Annotated in this window: 20 protein-coding genes and 1 pseudogene; 5 read left to right on the forward strand and 16 right to left on the reverse strand. The window is 45.2% G+C overall.

What is annotated here, in order from left to right; genetic code table 11:
- Window positions 1–39: 39 nt before the first annotated feature.
- The 4 genes from ACKI5J_RS18385 to ACKI5J_RS18400 form a co-directional block, all read right to left on the reverse strand.
- On the reverse strand, window positions 40–624 hold the full coding sequence (locus ACKI5J_RS18385) for a TIGR00730 family Rossman fold protein (protein WP_407431136.1): 585 nt from the start codon (window positions 622–624) through the stop codon (window positions 40–42).
- 5 nt (window positions 625–629) lie between these two features.
- Window positions 630–2,102, reverse strand: a complete 1,473-nt coding sequence (guaB, locus tag ACKI5J_RS18390; RefSeq protein WP_407431138.1) for an IMP dehydrogenase — start codon at window positions 2,100–2,102, stop codon at window positions 630–632.
- 343 nt (window positions 2,103–2,445) lie between these two features.
- Entirely contained in the window at window positions 2,446–3,510 is a 1,065-nt protein-coding gene (locus ACKI5J_RS18395) for a DNA topoisomerase IB (protein WP_407431140.1), read from the reverse strand.
- A complete protein-coding gene (locus tag ACKI5J_RS18400; RefSeq protein ID WP_407431142.1) occupies window positions 3,497–4,330 on the reverse strand; it encodes an alpha/beta fold hydrolase in 834 nt (277 codons plus the stop codon). The genes ACKI5J_RS18395 and ACKI5J_RS18400 overlap by 14 nt, the downstream gene beginning before the upstream one ends.
- Window positions 4,331–4,419: 89 nt before the next feature.
- Between ACKI5J_RS18400 and ACKI5J_RS18405 the strand changes: the two genes are divergently transcribed.
- Together ACKI5J_RS18405 and ACKI5J_RS18410 are read left to right on the forward strand one after the other, a co-directional pair.
- The gene (locus ACKI5J_RS18405; RefSeq protein WP_407431144.1) at window positions 4,420–5,334 is read left to right on the forward strand and encodes an alpha/beta hydrolase; all 915 of its coding nucleotides are present in this window, start codon (window positions 4,420–4,422) and stop codon (window positions 5,332–5,334) included.
- Window positions 5,335–5,340: 6 nt separating this feature from the next.
- A complete protein-coding gene (locus ACKI5J_RS18410) occupies window positions 5,341–6,312 on the forward strand; it encodes a Gfo/Idh/MocA family protein (RefSeq protein ID WP_407431146.1) in 972 nt (323 codons plus the stop codon).
- Here ACKI5J_RS18410 and ACKI5J_RS18415 read toward each other — a convergent pair.
- A complete protein-coding gene (locus ACKI5J_RS18415) occupies window positions 6,302–7,255 on the reverse strand; it encodes a 1-phosphofructokinase family hexose kinase (RefSeq protein WP_407431148.1) in 954 nt (317 codons plus the stop codon). The genes ACKI5J_RS18410 and ACKI5J_RS18415 overlap by 11 nt on opposite strands.
- Window positions 7,256–7,337: 82 nt before the next feature.
- Between ACKI5J_RS18415 and ACKI5J_RS18420 the strand changes: the two genes are divergently transcribed.
- Window positions 7,338–7,823, forward strand: coding sequence for a CinA family protein (locus ACKI5J_RS18420; RefSeq protein ID WP_407431150.1), 486 nt, complete (start codon window positions 7,338–7,340; stop codon window positions 7,821–7,823).
- Here the strand turns inward: ACKI5J_RS18420 and ACKI5J_RS18425 are convergent.
- The gene (locus ACKI5J_RS18425; protein WP_407431152.1) at window positions 7,810–8,274 is read right to left on the reverse strand and encodes a deoxycytidylate deaminase; all 465 of its coding nucleotides are present in this window, start codon (window positions 8,272–8,274) and stop codon (window positions 7,810–7,812) included. The genes ACKI5J_RS18420 and ACKI5J_RS18425 overlap by 14 nt on opposite strands.
- 135 nt (window positions 8,275–8,409) lie before the next feature.
- On the opposite strand from ACKI5J_RS18425, the gene ACKI5J_RS18430 reads away from it, so the two are divergent.
- Window positions 8,410–9,024, forward strand: a complete 615-nt coding sequence (locus ACKI5J_RS18430; protein ID WP_407431154.1) for a LysE family translocator — start codon at window positions 8,410–8,412, stop codon at window positions 9,022–9,024.
- Window positions 9,025–9,038: 14 nt separating this feature from the next.
- On the opposite strand, the gene ACKI5J_RS18435 is transcribed toward ACKI5J_RS18430, so the two are convergent.
- The 8 genes from ACKI5J_RS18435 to nuoH form a co-directional block, all read right to left on the reverse strand.
- Window positions 9,039–10,940 (reverse strand): class II glutamine amidotransferase, encoded by a 1,902-nt coding sequence (locus ACKI5J_RS18435; protein ID WP_407431156.1) that lies wholly within the window; start codon window positions 10,938–10,940, stop codon window positions 9,039–9,041.
- An 86-nt stretch (window positions 10,941–11,026) separates the two neighbouring features.
- Window positions 11,027–12,523, reverse strand: a complete 1,497-nt coding sequence (locus tag ACKI5J_RS18440; RefSeq protein ID WP_407431158.1) for an NADH-quinone oxidoreductase subunit N — start codon at window positions 12,521–12,523, stop codon at window positions 11,027–11,029.
- A 1-nt stretch (window position 12,524) separates the two neighbouring features.
- Window positions 12,525–14,126: a NuoM family protein gene (locus ACKI5J_RS18445; protein ID WP_407431160.1), complete on the reverse strand. Its 1,602-nt coding sequence runs from the start codon at window positions 14,124–14,126 to the stop codon at window positions 12,525–12,527.
- Window positions 14,123–16,177, reverse strand: coding sequence for an NADH-quinone oxidoreductase subunit L (gene nuoL / locus ACKI5J_RS18450; protein ID WP_407431162.1), 2,055 nt, complete (start codon window positions 16,175–16,177; stop codon window positions 14,123–14,125). The genes ACKI5J_RS18445 and nuoL overlap by 4 nt, the downstream gene beginning before the upstream one ends.
- A gap of 2 nt (window positions 16,178–16,179) precedes the next feature.
- A complete protein-coding gene (gene nuoK / locus ACKI5J_RS18455; RefSeq protein ID WP_407431164.1) occupies window positions 16,180–16,485 on the reverse strand; it encodes an NADH-quinone oxidoreductase subunit NuoK in 306 nt (101 codons plus the stop codon).
- On the reverse strand, window positions 16,482–17,024 hold the full coding sequence (locus ACKI5J_RS18460) for an NADH-quinone oxidoreductase subunit J (RefSeq protein WP_407431166.1): 543 nt from the start codon (window positions 17,022–17,024) through the stop codon (window positions 16,482–16,484). The genes nuoK and ACKI5J_RS18460 overlap by 4 nt, the downstream gene beginning before the upstream one ends.
- Window positions 17,021–17,572, reverse strand: coding sequence for a 4Fe-4S binding protein (locus ACKI5J_RS18465; RefSeq protein ID WP_407431168.1), 552 nt, complete (start codon window positions 17,570–17,572; stop codon window positions 17,021–17,023). Before ACKI5J_RS18465 ends, ACKI5J_RS18460 begins: the two co-directional genes overlap by 4 nt.
- Window positions 17,573–17,634: 62 nt before the next feature.
- Window positions 17,635–18,705 carry an NADH-quinone oxidoreductase subunit NuoH gene (gene nuoH / locus ACKI5J_RS18470; protein ID WP_407431170.1) on the reverse strand — a complete coding sequence of 357 codons (1,071 nt, stop codon included), beginning with the start codon at window positions 18,703–18,705 and terminating at the stop codon, window positions 17,635–17,637.
- 149 nt (window positions 18,706–18,854) lie between these two features.
- Between nuoH and ACKI5J_RS18475 the strand changes: the two are divergent.
- Window positions 18,855–19,968: pseudogene (locus tag ACKI5J_RS18475) on the forward strand (IS256 family transposase); the annotation flags it as partial.
- Window positions 19,969–20,072: 104 nt separating this feature from the next.
- On the opposite strand, the gene ACKI5J_RS18480 reads toward ACKI5J_RS18475, so the two are convergent.
- A complete protein-coding gene (locus tag ACKI5J_RS18480; protein WP_407431172.1) occupies window positions 20,073–20,315 on the reverse strand; it encodes a hypothetical protein in 243 nt (80 codons plus the stop codon).
- Between the two features lie 8 nt (window positions 20,316–20,323).
- Window positions 20,324–21,215, reverse strand: an 892-nt coding sequence (locus ACKI5J_RS18485) for a colicin E3/pyocin S6 family cytotoxin (protein ID WP_407431174.1), incomplete at its 5' end; no start/stop codon positions are given.

Here is a 21,215-nt window from a genome sequence, read left to right on the forward strand (position 1 = left end):
GTACAAATTTATAACTTAAATAAGCAATCCTGATCAGCCCTAAGTAAGATTACGGTCTTTAAGCCACATGCCATCGGTCTGGACACTAAACTGTTCCATCTTCGTAAGCAAAACGGCAGGATCACATTCATTCGATACAAGATCACGGTTCTGCTGCTTCAGAAAACCTCTATTCACCATCACATCGAGCTGAGCGAACAAGCTATCATAGTAGCCACCTACGTTCAGTACACCTATAGGCTTGTTATGTAGTCCCAACTGAAGCCAGGTGAGCACCTCAAAAAATTCCTCCAGAGTACCGAAGCCGCCGGGCAGAATGATGAATCCTTCAGAAATATCAGCCATGTTCTTCTTACGCTGGTGCATGTTCTCCGTCACGACCAATTGGGTGACCTCACGATGAGCAACCTCCAGGTCAAGCAGAAACTGCGGGATCACACCTGTAACCCTTCCTCCACGGTTCATAACAGCATCCGCAATCAGTCCCATCACGCCCACGCTACCGCCTCCGTATACCAGGTCAATCCCTCTTTCCGTTAATTCTGTAGCTAATTGCTCAACTGCCTTCGCAAGTTGCGGATCACCATTGAAAGAAGCCCCACAGTAGACACATACGCTCTTCATACTGATTATCTGCTCGTGTAATTTGGTGCCTCCTTAGTAATCGTTACGTCGTGAGGATGGCTTTCCCTCATTCCCGCAGCGGTAATTCTTACAAAGCGCGCCTTCTGCAGATCCTCTATAGTAGCAGCACCACAGTAGTGCATTCCCGCTCTTAAACCGCCTATATACTGGTAAATAACTTCGCTTAGCGTACCCTTATAAGGAACCCGGCCAACAATTCCCTCCGGCACCAGCTTGGTCACAACATCCGTCTCATCCTGGAAGTAGCGATCTTTCGACCCCTTTTCCATCGCCTCAACCGATCCCATACCTCTGTATGACTTAAACTTTCTTCCTTCGTAAATAATGGTTTCACCTGGCGACTCGTCCACGCCCGCAAATAGCGAGCCTGCCATGATGGTGCTTGCTCCGGCAGCAATTGCCTTCACTATGTCGCCGGTTTGCTTAATTCCGCCATCGGCGATAACCGGAATTCCACGCCCCCTTAAGGCTTTAGCGCATTCATATACTGCGTACAACTGCGGTACACCCACCCCTGCAATGATACGGGTAGTACAGATAGAGCCCGGACCAATACCGACCTTTACAGCATCTGCGCCCGCATCAGCAAGCGCAATCGCAGCTTCAGCTGTACCGATATTTCCGGCAATTACCTGAAGATCCGGAAACAGGCCCTTAATCGCTTTAACCATATTGATAACTCCTGCAGAATGTCCGTGTGCTGTATCTACAGTAACCACATCCACTCCTGCCTGAACCAATGCCGTTACCCTATCCAGGTTGTCTGACGCAACTCCCACTGCCGCGCCAACCCGCAAACGGCCGTGTTCGTCTTTACAAGCCTGCGGGTAGTTTTTATATTTTTGAATATCCTTAAACGTAATCAACCCAACGAGCTTACCCTCCGCGTTAACTACAGGAAGCTTTTCTATCTTATATTCCTGCAAAATTTCTTCTGCCTGCAATAAGGTCGTCCCATGAGGTGCCGTCACCAGATTCACTTTGGTCATCACCTTACTCAAAGGCAAATTCATATCTTTCTGGAAACGCAGATCCCTGTTGGTGATAATACCTACCAGTACACCGGATTGATTGATCACTGGAATCCCACCTATGCCGTTATCCTTCATAATCTTGCTCGCCGTACCAACCAAAGCATCTTCCGGAAGCGTTACCGGATCCTGAATCATTCCGCTTTCAGAACGCTTTACCTTCCTTACCTGTTCAGCCTGACGCTCTATCGTCATGTTCTTATGCAGAATACCTATACCCCCGGCCTGGGCAATCGCAATCGCCAGATCCGACTCCGTAACCGTATCCATTGCTGCGGATACAATAGGAACGTTCAAACGAATAGATTTCGTGAGGTTCGTGCTGGTATTCACGTCTCTCGGAAGAACTTCGGAATAAGCTGGGATAAGTAAAACGTCGTCGTATGTGAGACCTTCTGAAACGAATTTTTCTGGATCGAGCTGCATAGCAAATAGTGATTATTTGCGGGGCAAAGCTACTAAAAATCCGGAAATATTGCAAAAGCGAATATCATCTGAATGCTAAATTCACCGCAAGGTGTCCACAGAATAAGACACTTTCCCATTTATCGGAAGATCTGGGAGAAAGACAGGCGATATTGTGGAGGATGTGCGCCTGCTCACAGCTTCAAAACACAAAATTCGGCATAAAAACATTCACGATTCAATCCTGGCAGGGTTTTGTCTAGTAAGTAGGTATAAAAACACCTACTTATGAGAACTTACAACAAATTAAAAGTGAAGATGTGGACTGTAGTTGGAGGCGTACAGCAAATTATCGCTGTATATTTCAGGATTTAAGCGATGACTTCTTCTTCCTTTCCGCTCTCAGGAAAGACAGCAGAACCTTCTCGTCCTGATTTAATGATGTTTCCGTCCCCAGTGACGACTCCTTATTCACCTTCTTCAGGTAAGACATCAGTACACCTTCTTCATATGCGGCTATAAGGGGAGGGAAGACATAATACTTCTTGCAAACCGTGCGCGTATTACCAAGCTTTCGGCATACCCTATCAAGGACCTCATTGGTCACTCTTTTTCTTGCTGTAGCGCTTTCCGGATAATCAATAGTCGCATAGGCTCTGAGTGCTTCCAGCGTCCCTGACCAGGTCCGAAAGTCCTTTGCGGTAAAATCGCAGCAGGTTATCTCTTTAATATACCTGTTAACCATTCCCGAATCTATCGAGCATCGCTCTCCTCCTGCAGTGTAATATTGGAAAAGTTCTTGTCCCGGTATATCTTTGCATTTCTGAACCAACCTGGCCAGCTTCACATCCGTGATGTCCATATCATGCATAACACCTTTTTTTCCTTTGAAGCTCAACTTCATCTTGCTTCCCTTTATCTGGATATGTTTGTCGCGCAGGGTGCTAAGACCGTAAGATCCGTATAATTCTTTATATGACTCATTGCCAATCCTGATATTCGTCTTTTGCATAAAATTAACTGCTACCGCTAAAACCTTACGCTCATCCAGATTCTTTCTGCGCAGGTCCTTCTGTAGGTTGCGCCTGAATTCCGGCAACTTCTTCCCAAATTCAAGAAGCCGGTAAAATTTGCTTTCATTACGCAGTTCAGACCAGCTGGTATGATAACGATATTGCTTCCTCCCAGCTTGATCAATTCCCGTGGCCTGTAAATGCGCATTCTTTTTTGGCGCTATCCAAACGTTTTCCCAAGCTGGCGGAATAGCCAGCTTTCGAATCCTTTCCAGCGTTTTCTCGTCATTAATCTCTTTTCCACTTTTATCATGGTATACAAATCCATCTCTTATTTTAACACGTGTAATGCCTTTGGTGCTGTCTGAAAGGTAGAAAAGATCATTTTCCTCCAGTAATTGCTCAACTTCTGTCATCTGAACCCTTGCTTATCTTCTGTAAGAAATGGTTGATCGCCTCATTGAAGGCTTCAGGGTTCTCTGCATTGGGAAGATGGCCGGCGTCCGCTATTTCCAAAATCCCATGAGAATTCAATTGACTGTCCATCTGTTCCGCCTGTTCGAGAGACATCATCTGATCTTCTGCTCCGCGAATAATCAGACATGGAACAGAGATAGCTGGCAGGAAAGAAACGGTTTCCGTTCTGGATGCCAGGGCAAGCTGTGCCGCACAAATACTGTCGTCATGCGTTTCTGAGATGATATGGCCAATCTGGTCGATGAGTTGCCGGTTCTCCTGGTTTGTCTTTTTGCTGAAAAGACCTTTCAGAAAACCTTCGGTAAATTGCGCCTTGCCTCCACCGGTAATTTCTTCTATTGATTCAAAGCGTTTCAGTTTAGCTTCGTTGGAATCCGCTGAAGCATTTGTATCACACAGAATAAGTCCTGCCAGGTGATCAGACGAACGCTGCGCTGCCCGCAAAGCGATATAACCTCCCATTGACACGCCGCAAAGTACAATCCGCTGAACGGAAAGCTTCTCAAGAAAGCGTATCAGGTCAGAAGCAAAAAGATCAATACTAAAAAAATGATGACCTCCTCTACTCTTTCCAAACCCGCGGATATCATAGGAAATACCGCATACATTATCAGGAAGTGCTTCCAGTTGCTTGTCCCATATGCTGGAATCAAACGGGAATCCGTGGATAAATACCACTGTTAACTCCGCCTTACCAGCTTTTTTTATCTTATAATAAATCTGCAGATCGTCGATCTCCAGTTGTTTTTCCTCTATCATATCGTTCTTTACAGGTTAACAAAAAACTTTCCACTTGGTTCGTCAGGTGTTTTGTACAGTATCACTATATTGCAGAAAACTTAGCCAAAATGAGCAAATATTTAATGATTTTGTCTCTTATCTTCGCATCTATGCAGGGTTCCGGACAAACAGTTATTCCGTTGTATAGCGGGAAAATACCGAATTCGATCAAAGTTGACTACGCTGAAGAAAAGACAGTGAACGATCAGGGACAGATCCGCTACACTAAAGTTACGACCCCAACACTTGAAATTTATCTTCCAACGGCTGAAAAAAGCACAGGAGCGGCAGTAGTCATCATTCCCGGGGGAGGATACGGAGCCATTGCATACACTCATGAGGGGATGGACATCGCAAAAGAATTCAATTCCTTCGGGGTCGCTGCATTTGTTCTGAAGTACCGCCTCCCTTCCGATAAAATTATGGCCGACAAGACCATCGGCCCTTTACAAGACGCTCAGCAAGCAATTAAAACGATCCGGATGAGGGCCGCTGAATGGAAAATTGACACTTCCAAGGTGGGCATTCTTGGGTTTTCGGCAGGCGGACACCTTGCATCAACAGCAGGTACGCAATTCAGCAAAGCTGTTATTGAAAATAAAGAAAACACCAATCTGCGACCTGATTTTATGGTCTTGATTTATCCGGTAATCAATCTCAGCGACAGTCTTATGCACAAAGGATCCAGAGACAACCTATTGGGTACTGATGCGAACGAAGCGATGATCAGACAGTTTTCCAACGACCTGCAAATCACGGCCCAGACACCTCCCACACTGTTAGTACATGCCGGGGATGATAAAGGCGTTAAGGTAGGCAACAGCATTAAATTCTATGAAGGACTTATCAGAAACGGTGTATCAGCAGAAATGCACTTATATCCTACCGGAGGGCATGGTTTCGGTCAGGTACCAGGTCGTACACCTGACCGTTGGACAGACAGGGTTGAGCACTGGCTAAAAGCAATTAAAAAAATCAATTAATACCGTATGAGCACTATTAACTGGGGAATTATCGGTTGCGGAGACGTGACGGAAAAGAAAAGCGGACCAGCGTTTAATAAAGTTAACCATTCAAGACTGGTTGCTGTCATGCGCCGTGATCCTGTCAAAGCAGAAGATTACGCAAGGCGACACGGCGTACCTAAATGGCATTCAGATGCCACCGAGCTAATAAATGATCCGGAAGTAAACGCCATATACATCGCTACTCCACCCGACTCGCACGAGCAATACACGCTCGAGGCACTTCGCGCAGGCAAGCCGGTCTATGTGGAAAAGCCGATGACGCTTTCACGTGAGTCGGCAGAAGTAATGGCCCGGGCAGCAGCTGAAACAAACGTTAAGCTAACCGTAGCACATTACCGCCGCGGACTCCCGCTGTTCAATAAAGTTAAAGAACTTATTGATGGCAAAAAAATAGGCGACATCCGGTACGCTGACCTTCATATGTTACAGCACGCAGAATCTGATCTGATAACTAAGACAGATGATAATTGGAGACTAAACCCGGCGATATCTGGCGGCGGACTGTTTCACGATCTGGCGCCCCATCAGCTCGACCTGATGCTCTTTTTCTTCGGGAAGGTAAAAGACGCCAGAGGATGTTCACTAAACCAGGCGCAGCGCTACCCGGCCGACGACCTCGTTTCCGGATCGCTCCTTTTTGAAAACGGGGTAGTATTCAAAGGCCTGTGGTGCTTTAACGTCCCAAAAGAAGAGCGACTCGACCAATGTACCATCATGGGTTCGGAAGGAAAGATCAGCTTCTCCGTTTTTGGCAACCATTATATCCTTACCAAAAACGGGCACGAAGAAAGAATTGAATTTGAGCTTCCTGAAAACATTCAGGCTCCCTTTATCCAGCAAGTGGTCAATTACTTTCTGGATAAAGGACCCAATCCTTGCTCAGCCGAAACAGGTGTAGAAGTCATGACACTTCTCGATACCTTTACGTCGTAACAGCGTTTGCAGACTGCTTATTTAGCCACTTAAACAAGCGGTCTGCATCCTGCTTTTTGAACAGGCCAGTCCCCGGATTCATAGTAGCTGCCGTACCACACGCCACACCCATCCGGGCCATTTCCGAGCAATCACCTCCACTTGCAAGTACCGAAATCATACCTGCCACCATGCTGTCACCCGCTCCAACCGTACTTAGTTTTTTTGCAGCGGGTGCAGGCACATATTCTTTAAAATCTTTCGTCACTACGTAAGCACCCTGAGCACCCATAGAAACAACAACGACCTCTGCCTTGCCTGCGTGGACCAGCTCCTGAGCGGCTTCGTCTGCCGAATCGTTATCGAGCGAATCAATGCCAGTAAGGTTGCCCAGCTCACCCAGATTCGGTTTCACAAGATAAACACCTTCTTCAAGTACTTCCTTCAAGGCCGCGCCGGATGTATCAACTATCACCTTGGCCGACTTGTCCTTTGCCAGCTTAACGAGCGTTCTGAGAAAGGCTGGTGAGATACCCGGGGGAAGACTACCACTGATCACCACGATGTCAGGAAACGGAGTAATGGAGCTGATCGCCTTCAAAATCCCGTTTTGCTCTTCCTCTGTGATTTCGTTTCCGGGCATACCAAAGCGGTATTGTTGGTTTGTACTGCCCTCTACTACTATAAAATTCTCCCGTGTATTTCCTGAAACCCGGAACGGATTGATTTTCACACGCTCTTCTTCCACCAATTCCTCAAGTAGCGCACCAGTCCGTCCTCCCGCAAGGAAGAACGATGTAGAATCTACTCCCAGCCTGATCAGTCCTCTCGAAACGTTAATTCCGCCTCCACCGGGTTGAAACACAGGTGCTTCACAACGCAGTTTCTTCTCCGGAGCAATGCGGTCTACCATACTGCTTTTATCAACTGCCGGGTTCAATGTTATCGTTAAGACATTTTTCATACTAGTTCCTTTCATGCAATTTAATACAAACCAAGCACAATGGTGTTTGTTATTAAGCGTAATCTACACAAACTAAAAACGAATGGTATCAAGATCAGTCATCGCCTGCTGTCACACACTCCTGGAAAAGAACCTCACCATCTCTTTTGCCGAAAGTGTTACTACCGGAAAACTTATATACGATTTTAGCTCTGTTCCCGATTGCGGGAAAATCCTAAAGGGTTCAATAGTATGCTACGACGTCTCAGTCAAACAAAGTCTTTTTAACATAAGCGAGGAAATTGTTGAGAAATATACTGCCGAATCTCAGGAAGTCACTCAACTCCTGGCTGAGGGACTCAGGAGGTTGATGCCTGCGGACGTAATGGTTGCTGTAACGGGTCTGGCTTCACCGGGAGGAAGTGAGTCTCCCGAAAAGCCGGTGGGAACGATATTCGTCAATGGATATATCAAAGAAAAAGCCTGGATGACGAAGCTATACTTCGAGGGAAGCCCCGACGAAATCATCAGCCAGACTTCCGATACCATCGCCACTATTCTCCTTGACGAGCTGACTAAACTACCGTAATTTGCAATGTCTCCACACCAAAACGGTTCAAAAAGTCTACCCCTTCATCATTAGCCAAGCCTTTATAGGCAGCATAGGAGTTCCTGTACAGTACTTTCTTTATACCCGAAGAAAATATCAGTCGGGCACAGGGCAGACAGGGCGAAAGCGTCACATAGAGGGTAGATCCCTCCAGATCAGCTCCATTTTTAGAGGCATATAATATCGCATTCTCTTCAGCATGCAACGCCAGGGAACAGCTTCCCTTTGCGTCCCGCGCGCAGCCGGTCTCAGGAAATTCTTCATCACAGTTATGGGTGCCTGCGGGTGGGCCGTTATATCCGATGGAAATAATTCGCGTATCCTTAGTAAGAACTGCACCTACCTGCGCCTTAACGCAGTGCGACCGCTGTGCAAGGTCACTTGCCAGATTCATAAATATACTTTCGAAACTCGGTCTCTCTGTTTTCATCTAAACAATAAATAAAACATTCCTGCGTATATGATTAAGTCTAATCTAAACACCTCTCAAAAATAATTTAATTTATAATACTGCTAGGATATTATGAGGATTTTTGGATATTCGCACACTTCCAACCACTAATAGATGCTTGAAACAATTATTTCTGGTATAGGACTTGGCATAGTTCTTTCTTTTGCAACTGGACCGGTTTTTTTCGCTTTGCTAAAGACAAGTATTGAAAAAGGCTTTCATGCAGGTATCTCCCTTGCCGGAGGTGTACTGATGAGTGACATAATTTATGTGGCCCTCGCCCTCTACGGCTCCTCTTTCATCCAGTTTGAGAACGAATACCGTTATGTAATCGGACTCACAGGCGCCGCCGTGATGATGGGTATAGGCTTCTTTTACCTGCTTAAGAAAGTTAAGATCAACTACGACAACATTACATCCACCAAAAGAAATACAGGCTACTTTTTTAAAGGTTTCCTGATGTGCATCTTCAACCCGTCACTACTCATCTACTGGATCACAGTAACCAGCAGCATTATCTCCGTTACCGGTGAGATACAAGCTCAACAGGTATTCCCATTCTTTGGTTCCATCCTGATTACACAATTTAGCATGGATTCCGTTAAAGCCTATTATGCAAACAAATTACGGTATAAAATTAAAGAGAGAACCATCGTACTCTTAAACAGAGTGGCGGGTTCTCTCATTATGATTTTTGCCTTGAAGCTTATATACGATCTGCTATCCTAGCTAGCAGAGCGAGCCTACACATAAGCTCGCTGATTCTTACCTTCCATCCAGTTCATGAATGCCTTGTTTACAACCTTATTACCTCCCGGAGTAGGATAGTTACCTGAGAAATACCAGTCACCCAAATGATCAGGACAAGCTTTGTGTAAATTATCCAGCGTCTGATAGATTACCTCAACTTTAGCATTTATCTCCTTCGGAGATATGATTTGAGCTATCTTGGCAGATATTTGATCATCAGTAAACGGCGCGTATATCGCCTTTATAAAATTTTCCTGCTTCTCTTTTCCTTCAATAACCGCTTGCTGACATTTCTCGTAGGTTTCATATATAACATTCTCCCTACCCGTCTCTTTTAGCAAAGCAATTGCTGCTTCAAACGCAACAAATTCGCCCATTCTTGACATGTCTATACCATAACAGTCGGGGTACCTGATCTGCGGAGCAGAAGACACCACAACAACTTGCTTTGGCTTAAGACGATCAAGAATCTTCAGAATACTCTGCTTTAATGTTGTTCCTCTTACAATAGAATCGTCTAGTACGACCAAATTATCCGTATACGCATTCACCAGTCCATAGGTAGTATCGTAAACATGCGATACCATATCCTGCCTGTCAGCATCCTGGGTGATAAACGTCCGAAGCTTTACATCCTTAATCGCAATCTTTTCAACACGTGGGGCGATACTCAGCACTTCTTCAAGTTCTTTATCAGAGATCTTGTCACTCCTCTTCAGGAGCGTGTCCTTCTGATAACGCTTGATATATTTATGCAAACCTTCTACCATCCCGTAAAAAGCTACTTCAGCGGTATTCGGAATAAAAGAAAAGACCGTATTCTTTAAATCATAATCAACGGCGTCGAGGATTTGCGGACAAAGCAATCTTCCCAGTTGTTTACGCTCACGGTAGATAGAGGCGTCACTTCCTCTTGAAAAATAGATCCGCTCAAATGAACAGGACTTCTGCTCCTCCGGCTCACGAAACATCTCCTCCGAAACCTGGCCGTTCTTTTTAACGATCAGTGCGTGACCCGGCTTTATTTCTCTCACTGATTCTATCGGAATATTGAAGGCCGTTTGAATAGCTGGACGCTCAGATGCTGCCACCACAATTTCATCATCCTGGTAGTAATAGGCAGGTCGAATTCCTGAAGGATCACGCATGACAAAAGCATCGCCATGCCCAAAAATTCCTTCTATCGTATAACCGCCGTCCCATGTCTTGGCTGACCGTTTAAGGATTTTCGCGACATCGATATTCTCGGCAATCAGCCTGCTGATCTCCGCATTACTATGTCCCTCCTGCTTAAACTGATCAAAAAGCTGCTGATTTTCATCATCCAGAAAATGGCCGATCTTTTCCAGTACCGTCACCGTATCTGCACGCTCCTTGGGATGTTGCCCCAGCTCGAATAACTGATCCAGCAGCTCGTCCACGTTCGTCATGTTGAAGTTACCGGCAATGACCAGATTCCTGCTCATCCAGTTGTTCTGACGCAGAAAAGGATGACAGTTTTCTACGCTGTTCTTACCATGCGTACCATAACGCAGGTGCCCCATCAATACCTCGCCAGTAAAACTCACATTTTCTTTCAGCCATTCGGCGTTCTGAAACAACTCGGGAATAGCCTGAATGTCTGCGAATTTTTTTTGCACATACTCGAATACCTCCGATACCGCTGTGGAACCCATCGCACGGTAGCGGCTGATATAGCGGTTACCCGGCGTCACATCAAGCTTAATGGTCGCAATTCCCGCTCCGTCCTGACCGCGGTTATGCTGCTTTTCCATCAATAGGTACAGTTTATTTAAGCCATATAAGGCCGTACCATATTTCTGCTGATAAAAAGAAAGGGGTTTTAATAGACGAATGAATGCTATGCCGCATTCATGTTTTATTGCTTCGCTCATGGAATATCAATGAGCCCGCAAAATTAGCACATTTAAAGTAAAAATGAACTAAATATTAAAAGATGACACAAGTTTAAACATCTAACTTATATCAGCATCCCGGGCATAATTCCCCAGACCAGGAGCAGAAGCGTCAAAAACACTGCAATATACGTGAGAAAGTCACGCCGTGGCGCTGTGCCCGTTACATTCTCAGAACTTCTCAGAAAGGCATTAAGAGGGATTTTAAAGTAGTAAAATAAAGAAACAACGGTGGTTATGGCGGCTACGATTAATAACATCAGCAACCAAACAGAGCTTGTTACCGAATAGTGCTCTATAGCCGCCGTAAAAATAAGGACTTTTCCCATGAAGCCAGCCAATGGAGGTAAGCCGGTGAGCGACATCAGTATCACCACAAAGCAAACCATTTCAAGTGTAAATTTTTTGCCCAAGCCCTTGTAATCGGATATATGGATTGCGCCTGTCCCCTCTTCAATCTTCGCGGCAAATATAAAGGCGGCCATATTCATTATCGCGTACATCATCAGGTAGAATAACAACGCTTTTACTCCATTTGCAGAATGAACTACTACAGCCATCATCAACAAGCCGGTATGTCCGATTGACGAATACGCGAGCATCCTCTTGACATTGTTCTGCCACACAGCCGCAAAGTTTCCTGCAATCATCGAGCTGATCCCTATCAGCGAAAGCACTGGCATAAAATCAAAGACTACTGTCTGACTGCTAGCCTGAAAAGCATAATACGGATCAAGGAAACGCAGTAAAATAGCAAATCCGGCCAACTTGGGCCCTGTAGACAGGAACGCCGTTACCGGAAGAGGCGCCCCCTCGTAAACGTCAGGGCTCCAGAAATGAAGCGGGACAAAAGACAACTTAAATCCAATTCCAACGAGCACCAGTATAACGGCGATGGCAACTGCGGCCGGAGGCATTTCCGATAAACCATTCATAAACGCCGGATCTGACAAAATCAGTGTTCCTGTAAATGCATACAGAAGAGAAATCCCATAAAGCATAATGGCCGAACAGACACCACCGAATAAAGCATATTTCATGGCCGCTTCCGATTGCTTTGGACTATCGGATACATAGCCCACCATCAGATACGAAACGATGGATATCATCTCAATCGAAAGATAGATCATCAGCAACCCCGACGACATTGCCATCAGATTTAAGCCCAGAAGTACCCCTGGCAATAGCAGATACAAATCTCCCGCACCTTTTACGTGATCCTGCAAGCGCGTATTGCCCCGTATAAAAAGAGCATATACAAGCACTATTCCACTGAACAATATTTTGAAGATGCCGGCAGTACGATCAAGAGTAAGAGATCCCTGAAATAAGAGCAGAGGTTCACCAATTGCTTCAAACTGATATCCGGCGAAAACCAGCGATACCAAAATACCTGCTATTCCAACGATGAGGGTATATATTGATTTTTTTCCGGGAAAGAAGAGGTCGGTAACGATCACACAAACGAAAGTCATTATAAGCACAACCTCAGGAAGAAAGTATGGAATCCCCTCCCGGATACTTTGCATTAGCGATGGTACCTGACTTGCAAATTCGTTCATATTATTTCACGTTTACTAAACGAATCAGTTCAAGCACAGAAGCGTTCATTTTATCAAAAGCCAAAGATGGAATAATACCTAACACCAGTGCAAAAGATGTCAAAATACACAGAACAGTCACCTCTCTTGGGTTAACGTCAGTAAGAAGCACCTTCCACTTATCGCCACCCATCAATCTCGTTTCTCCAAAAAACATCCTCTGCAATGTCCACAGGAAGTAGCAGGCACTTAAAAATATTCCGACAGAGCCACATACAGCCATCCACCTTGGCAGCAATCCATTGATCGAAGAAGAATTAAACGCACCGATTAAACTGAACGCCTCCGCGATAAACGCAGAAAATCCGGGCAGCCCCAGGGAGGCAAAGAAAGCAATCATGATAAAAGCAGTATACTTCGGCATGATCAACGCAAGTCCTCTGAAGTTAGGTATCGAGCGGTCATGCACCCTGGAGTAGATAACTCCCACCAGGAAAAACAGCATAGATGACAGAAAACCATGACTAATCATTTGCATCATCGCCCCGCTGATCCCTTCAGCAGTAATGGAAGCGATGCCCAGGAGCACGAAACCCATATGAGATACTGAAGAGTATGCGATCATCCTCTTGAGGTCTTTCTGAGCCAATGCGTTCAGCGCACCATAGAGAATAGATATCACACCAATGAGTCCCAGCCACCACGCAGATTGAACCGCAGAATCCGGAAAGATGCTCACACAGGCCCTTAAGATTCCGTAGCCCCCTATTTTTAACAAGATTCCCGCCAGGATGATAGAAACCGGCGTCGGCGCTTCTACGTGTGCATCCGGCAGCCAGGTGTGTAGCGGAACGATAGGAACCTTAATGGCAAAGGCAATGAAAAGCACAATAAAGCCTATCAGCCGTGCAGAGATGCCGAAAAACTCAGTGTTTGCCAATACAGAGAAGATAGAGCCGTCAACATAGTTCTTCGGGTCCATCATGCTTAGCATATTAAATGTATGATTTCCGGTAACCGGATCTGTCACAGAGAAATACAACCCGATGATAACGAGCAGCATAAACACAGAACCAAACAACGTATACAGAAAAAACTTGATAGCAGCATATTCCCGCCTTATACCACCCCACATTCCGATCAGGAAGTAAAGCGGCAGCAGCATCAGTTCATAAAAAATGTAGAAAAGGAAGAAGTCCAGAGCCGAAAAGACACCGAGAACGGCCGTATCCAGCAAGAGAAACAGCGCAAAGTAGCCTTTCAGGTTAACCTTGATTTCCCAGGACGCAATCAGCGCCACCAGCATCACAATAGATGTCAGCACCAGAAAAGGCATCGATAAGCCATCTATTCCCAGGAAATAGTCGATCTGCAGCTTACCCATTGCACCCAGGTTCAGATCGATCCAGGGCACACGCTCTACCAGTTGGAACTTCGACTGTGTATCAACTCCTGAGTAGACCTCTCCATTGAAGTTCAGATAAATGTAAGCACTTAGCAATACCTGAATACACACCGCAGCAAGAGCAACATATTTATAGCTGTTCCTTGCAGAAGAAGGGATGATGAGGATCAGAAGTCCTGCCAGCAAAGGCAGGAAAATTAATATCGATAGCAAACTCATATAGCTGCAGTGTAGTATTTATAAATAAAAAGTGTCAATATAATGATCAGCATCGTAACCAGATAATGCTGCAAGCGGCCTGTTTGGAAATGACGAACAAAGTTTCCGACAATACCCACTAAATATCCTGAAAAGTTTACCAGCCCGTCAACCACATACCGGTCGATCCATCGTGAACCCGACGCAAGCCACCTTCCCAGCACGCCGGCTGAATTGACTATACCGTCTATAATATAACGGTCAATCCAATACAGTAACCCTGCAAAGGCAGTCGTTCCGCTCACCAGAACCGATGAATAAAACCTGTCCAGATGCCATTGATCCTGTGAAAACTTAAACAACATACTTCGACTGTAATCAGGCGCCGTCTTCATGGCCGCATACCACCTGTAACAAAGACAGATCAACGCAATAGAGATCAAGTTGACAGCTGCCGGCACAACCGTATGAAACGCATTAATCCGCGTCATGCTTTCAACTTGTGGAAAACCATTCAAAATCCAGGCATCCTCAAACAGCAGTGGGTTGAGCGAAAACACCGGAAACAAACAAAATACACTGAGAACAACAAGCACATATTTCATTGCGGCGGGGGCCTCATGTACATGCAGACCAGATGTCAACGCCGACAGCCTGAACTCACCGAAGAAAACCTTGAAGATCAGACGCGATATATAAAATGCCGTCAGCCAGGAGGTGATCATTGCCGAAACAGGAATCAGCCTATGCCAGCCGCCTGCCCCCTCTGCCCACTCAAACGACTGGATCAGAATAGCGTCTTTAGAAAGATACCCAGACGTGAGTGGCAATGCCACAAGCGCCATAGACCCTATAGCCATGGTAACGAAAGTCACAGGCATATAATTCCTCAATCCCCCCATATTCCGGATATCCTGAGGATCGAAGTCTTTGCCCGACTTCTCCTTCAGGTGAGCCATCTCATGAATGACCGCACCCGCCGCCAGGAACAGCAGACACTTAAAAAAAGCATGCGTAACCAGGTGAAACAAAGCAGAACCAGAAGCCCCTACTCCCATCGCAAGCATCATAAAGCCGAGCTGCGATACAGTAGAAAAAGCCAGGATACGTTTGATATCATTCTGCGTCAAAGCAATTGTAGCTGCCATAAAGGCCGTAAAGGCACCTATTGAGGCGATTATAACCAGTACAGTATCATCGAAGAGCGGATAAACGCGTGCGATCAGGAAAACCCCCGCTGCAACCATGGTCGCCGCGTGAATAAGCGAAGACACAGAAGTCGGCCCTTCCATCGCATCAGGCAGCCAGGTATGAAGGGGAAACTGTGCAGACTTAGCCACTGCAGCCAAAAAGAAAACAATTCCCGCAATGGTCAGCCATTCCGAAGGCATACTCCCCGCACTGCCCACCCAGGAACCTCCCGAAACAACCGCAGCCTCCACAAGACCCCCGTCTCCGAATAACCGGGTAATATCGAGTGTCTGGAACTGCGAAAAGATAATCATGATACCGATCAGAAAACCAAGATCTCCCAACCTGTTCATGATAAAAGCCTTTTTATTCGCACGCACAGCTGTGCTGCGGGTAAACCAGAAACCGATTAACAGATAAGAAGAAAAGCCTACCAGCTCCCAGAACATATATACCAGCAGCAGGTTATCAACGATCACCAGGCCCAGCATAGAGAAGCAAAACAATCCCAGATACGCCCAATACCGGCGGATATAGGGGTCGCCCTGCATATACTTCGTTGAATAAATATTGACAAGGAGCGCAATTCCCGACACCAGCAACATCATCATGACCGACAGATTGTTCAGCAACACGCCGATCCGCAACTCCCAGCTACCAATCGTGAACCAATGAAACTGCTCATGTACAGACGAGCCATTCCAAACCTGCACAAACAGAACAACCGACAGAACCAGGCTAAGGCTTATGTTAAATATGGCAAAAGACCCGCTGCGGATCAGGTTTCCCCGGAAGATCAGGCTCCCAAAGAATGTCAGCAAAGGCATTACTGCTATAAGCAGGGAAATGAATACAATATTTTCAGATATAAGTGCCTCCAAAACTAGTCCCTCAGCTGATCGATGGTTGTCGGATCAATATTTTTATAGTATGTATAAACGTTCAATATAATGGCCAACGAAACCGCTACCGTAGCAGCCGCCAGAACGATAGCAAACAAGGCAAACATCTGTCCGCCCATAACCTGCTTATCATACTTACCGAAGGCCACCAGATTCAGTATTGCCGCGTTCAACATGAACTCAATTCCGATCAGCATCATGATGGCGTTGCGCTTCGATAGCACAGCATAAAGGCCTATACAAAAGAGAAGGCCGCTGATGAGCATAAAATGAGATAATGGTATCATTGCTTCTTTGTTCTTCTTGCCAGGTGAGCTGCTCCAATTAAAGCCATCATCAACAGGACCGAAATGATTTCGAACGGAATCAGATAACGAGTCATTAGGTTTACACCTATCGCATGGATCGTATTATCACTGGCAACTAACGTATTATTTCCTGCATTCCTGATCCAGCTGATCTCTTCAGGGTTTGCCTGGTAGACCGTTACAAAAAGTATCAGAAAAAACAATAGGGAGATGATCATTCCCGGTATATGATGAAGACCGATCAAACTCGTCTTATGTGCAGCACTTGTATTTAAAATAGTTTTGCTGGACAACAGGAATGCGAATATCATCAGAACCAGCATCCCTCCAACATACACGATCAGTTGCGTTACAGCAACGAAATCCGCCAAGGCATAAATAAAAAGCCCCGACATTGCGAACAGCGTCATGAAGAACAGAAATATTGAACGCACCATATCTCTGTTCAATACCACCATAAAGGCAGATGACAGGACTGTGGCAGCCAGAAAATAGAATACAACCTGCTCTATGTTCATATTTTACTTCTCTCCTGAAATGCCTTTAATGCCGCCGCGTCTTTCGCCGCCTGCTTTTCAGCCTGCTGTGCCGCGAGCTCTTTCCGTTTCTGTTCAGCCTCTTCTGGTGTCATTTCCGAGAATTTATAGATCAGATCAGCTACATTGGTAACGCTCCTGTCGTACGTGTCGGTCATCGTAATGCACTCAGTTGGACAAACCACTGTGCACAAGCCACAGTACATACACTTAGCCATATCGATGTCGAACTTCGCAGCATGCAGTCGTTTAGTTGTCCCATCGGAGGTAATACCGATCGGACCGGTACCTTTTATACTTTCAATTTCAATGCAATCAACCGGGCAGACTTTCGCACAAAGATCACATACAATACAATCATCAATAACAACATCCAGCTGATACCTTCCAACCTCAGGGATTGGAAGCTTTTCTTTTGGATACTGAACCGTCACAACACCCTCCTTTTGCTCAAAGTAGTTGTCTGACTTTATATCAACGCTCTTCCTCCGCTTATTCACAGCAAACAAATGCTTCAAGGTAAGGGACATACCCCTCCATGAAGTTCTGATAGCGTTTATTGTTTTTTTAATAATCACGGTACCTCCTCTACTTACATGATCAACAGACGCCAAACACCCGAAACAGCCATACATAAAAAGGCCAGGGGCGTTAGTATCTTCCAGCAAAAACTCATCAAATGATCAACCCTGACACGTGGCAGCGTCCATCTGATCCACATCTGAACCAACACAACAAGCAAAACCTTGGAAAAGGTCCAAAAGATGCCCCATCCCATGCCCGTTGTCCAGTCCGCTAACCTAAGCGATCCAACATTCGGCAAGGGAGTATTCCATCCACCCAGGAACAGCACAACCCCAACCATGCCCACGAGAAACATCATCGCGTACTCGCCCAGAAAGATGAACGCAAAACGCATTCCGGTGTATTCAGTATGAAAACCCGCTACCAGTTCCGATTCCGCCTCCGGAATATCGAAAGGAGCACGATTACATTCAGCCAGTGAAGCGATAAAATAGATCACATAAGCAACAATCAGATGAGGTGCCTGAAAGATATGCCAGGAAAAGATCCCGCCTATATCCGTCACATCCCAGAAACCCATGAACCAGATAGCTTCCGGAGTTCCCAGGCCCTGCCTGGAAGCGATGGCATGCATATCCAGCGACTGCGCGATCATTACCGCAGAGATAATGGCTATACCCGCAGGTATTTCATAAGATATTACCTGCGCAACGGATCTCAGCGCACCTAATAACGAGTACTTATTGTTTGAACCCCAGCCAGCCATCAGGATTCCGATCGCTTCGATGGATATAATAGCGAAGATGTAGACCACTCCAATGTTCAGAGCCGCCGGAATAACTCCCTGTGCCCATGGAAGGGCCGCGAATCCCATATAAACCGAGATAAAGATGACAATGGGTGCCAGTGCAAACAGAATCTTATCGGCAGCAGTAGGTGTGATTTGCTCCTTCTGCAAAAGCTTCAAAGCATCAGCCAGCGTCTGCAGGCTTCCCCATTTGCCATTCTCCATCGGGCCAAGACGGTCCTGTATGAAACCCGCCACTTTACGCTCTGCATAAACACTAAACAAGGCAAAGATCGCCGCGAAAGAGAAGAGCAGGACACCAATCAGAATATATGTTATATAGAAATTCAATTTTATCGCTTCGTACTTGCAAACTTAAAAAATACAGACGATAATCAGCGCATTTAATAAGATATGAATCTACAGTGATAAAAGTGAGTCTGCGAGAGGATGTTTCCCAAACTGTGTCAATAGTGTAACTTTAAACTATCGACATGAATATGGCAACAGAAGAAGATTTTGATTTCGAAAGCTTCAAAAAGGAAGCTATAGCTGGCTTATATGCGGGCAAGAAAATGACTGACACGGATGGGGTACTAGCTCCAATGATGAAACACTTCCTGGAATCTATGATGACCGGAGAACTGGAGCATCATATTTCTGAAAGTAAACTAGCTGGTCAGCCCAATCGTAAGAACGGCAAAAGTAAGAAGACAGTACGCAGTTTAAGTTCCGGCGAGTTTGAACTTGAAAACGGCCGTGATCGGCTCAGTACTTTTGAGCCTAAAGTTGTTCCCAAACGGCAACTGATTATTACAGAAGAACTGGAAGGCAATATCCTCTCGATGTATGCCATGGATATTTCTGCAGCTGAGATCTCCCGAATTACCGACAGTGTGCTTCCAGCGGTGCAGGAATGGCGCAATCGTCCGCTAGAAGCGGTTTACCCCTTTGTATTTATGGATTGTATGTTTTTCAAAGTCAGGGTAAATGGTGTGGTTGAAACACGTGCGATCTACAATATCCTGGGCGTAGACATTGAAGGCAAAAAATATGTTTAGGCCTGTATACAGCTGAAAATGAGGGTACCAAATTCTGGCTTTCGGTGTTAACTAATCTAAAAACCCGAGGCGTGGAAGATATACTGCTCGCCTGCATCGATGGCCTAAAGGGCTTTCCAGAGGCAGTTGAAGCTATTTTTCCAAAGACCAGGGTGCAGCTTTGCATCATTTCACCAGATCCGCTCTTCGATGCGTTATGTTCCCGAGAAAGATAAAAAGGCAGTAATGGCCGATATGAAACATATCTACCAGGCAAATAATGAACAGCAGGGTTATGAAAGGTTGCTAGAGTTTGAAGAAAAATGGGCTAATAAATATCCGCTGAGTTGCAAATCCTGGTTGGATAACTAGGTGAACCTTTCTGCATTCTTTGAATACGACGCCGGGATCCGCAAGATTATTTACACCACCAACCCGATTGAGGGTGTCCACCGTCAAATCCGTAAAATAACCAAGACCAAAGGTGCGTTTTCTTCAGAACAGGCACTGATGAAGCTCATGTACCTGATCATTAAAAACATCAGTAAAAAAATGGACAATGCCAATCCATAATTAGGGACTGGCATTCTCTCAATTATATATTAAATATGGTGACAGAATCCTTCAAGAAAATAGAGGCTTCTGAGAGGCGTTAATTTAGAAATGACACAGTTCGCGTTACACTCCCTTATAACATTCAAGGAAATAGTCAAATTGCATCAGATCAATTTTTATATTAAATAGCTCTTCCATCTTTTCTGATTGCTTTTCTGTTATTGGATAACACATATAAAAAAGAGGATCATTATCAAACGGTTCCCACATTTGACGTATTTGATCGAGGCTTATATCTATTTGATGTTCACCTATATATTCATCTCCATCTTTCTGATAGTGAGTAATTACTCTTTGAACTTTCATACTTGCTTCTAATTTACAGGGGTTGTACGCCCCGGTTTGGGTTCTGAAATTTGTTTACCTGTTTCAGGGTCAAACCCTCCTTTATGATTCTTTCCACTTCGATCATATACTTCAACTTCTCCGTGTTGTGAGTCCCATTCTAATATTTTACCATCTGAGTCCTTCCACCTTTTCCTGTTTCCAATTGGTTTAGCTGGCCTCGCCTTTGGAAAACCTTTCAAACTTTTAGGTGGAGGAGTATATTTAACAATGACAGGCTTAATATCAGGTGCTGTAACATACAACGTAACAGCTGCTGCTGTTCCTACTATTGCTTCACCCACCCATTTAGGCCAAAAGCCATCAGAAGGATCGGGTGTAGCAACATCATATTGAATTGCTGTCAAAGCCATCATCGCTGCAGCCCGTGCTCCACTATTGTCTGTCTTCTTAGCAGTTATTACAACTTCTTTTAATTCAATCGGCTTTGGTGCTGGTTTGGGAGTATTAACTTTAGCGGAATCAGCTGCCATCCCAGTCGGATCTATCATTAGAATTGGATTATTCAAAGCATAATTATAAGGCGAAACATTTTCAAATTCATCAGCAAGTGGGTCTATTGTAGTAAAACGCCCTATTACCGGATCATAGAATCTTGCCTCATAATCATACTGATTTAACTCATCCTGTATCTCCTTTCCATTGTAAAGATACTTATTTGCTACCGTTCCTGCCAAACGTGCAATACGTAATCCAAACGGATAATAATCATCCCTCTGCAGCTGCCGTACCGAGCCATTATAGCTGTCGAAGCTGTACCGCACATTCCCCAGATGGTCACTCAGATTGTACTCATACTTATAAGCTCCTCCATTGTTTACTATCCGGCCCTCTTCGGTCTGAATGAAATCCAGCGTAGTA

The organism is Arcticibacter sp., from assembly GCF_045629565.1.
GTDB lineage: Bacteria > Bacteroidota > Bacteroidia > Sphingobacteriales > Sphingobacteriaceae > Arcticibacter.